The organism is Grimontia sp. AD028, assembly GCF_000973155.1.
GTDB lineage: Bacteria > Pseudomonadota > Gammaproteobacteria > Enterobacterales > Vibrionaceae > Enterovibrio > Enterovibrio indicus.
Genome location: NZ_LASY01000180.1, coordinates 1 through 554 on the forward strand (window position 1 = coordinate 1; position 554 = coordinate 554).

The 554-nt window shown below is 47.7% G+C and carries 1 protein-coding gene; it reads left to right on the forward strand.

The window, feature by feature from the left end:
• On the forward strand, positions 1-554 hold a 554-nt coding region (locus RN22_RS24030), incomplete at both ends, for a VCBS domain-containing protein (RefSeq protein WP_197076341.1).

The window sequence follows — 554 nt, forward strand, 5'->3', positions numbered from 1 at the left end:
GTGGCTGATTTCACTGAAGACACTGTTGTGCAGGATGTCATTGAAGTGACGGCGTCTGATGGTGTAACGACGACAGATATTGTTATTACTATCGGCGGGTCTCAAGATGCGATTGATGCATTCCTAGCAACCAACTCGGTCATATCAGGTGATTTTTCAGGTCAAGTCACTGAGCGTGATCCCGGCGAATCATCGACCGTGACAGGGAAGATCTCAGTGTCAGATCCTGACTCTACAGATTCTCCTTCGTTGGTATACGAGAGTGTGGATGGTACTTATGGCACATTCTTACTCGAAGACGGTGCTTGGTATAACCTTAATGAGGATCGATGGACATATACCCTGAACAATAACAGCACTCTGGTTCAGGGTCTGGCTGAAGGCCAGGAGGTAGAAGATACATTCACTGTTAAAGCGACGGACGGAAAATCCCAACGGATTGTTATCACGATTGTTGGTTCTGATGACGCGCCGGTAGCGACAGGAGATACATCAGCTCAGATAAACTTGTTCCTCGATCAAGGCTTTGAGGGCGATCTCTATGAGGTGAGAGG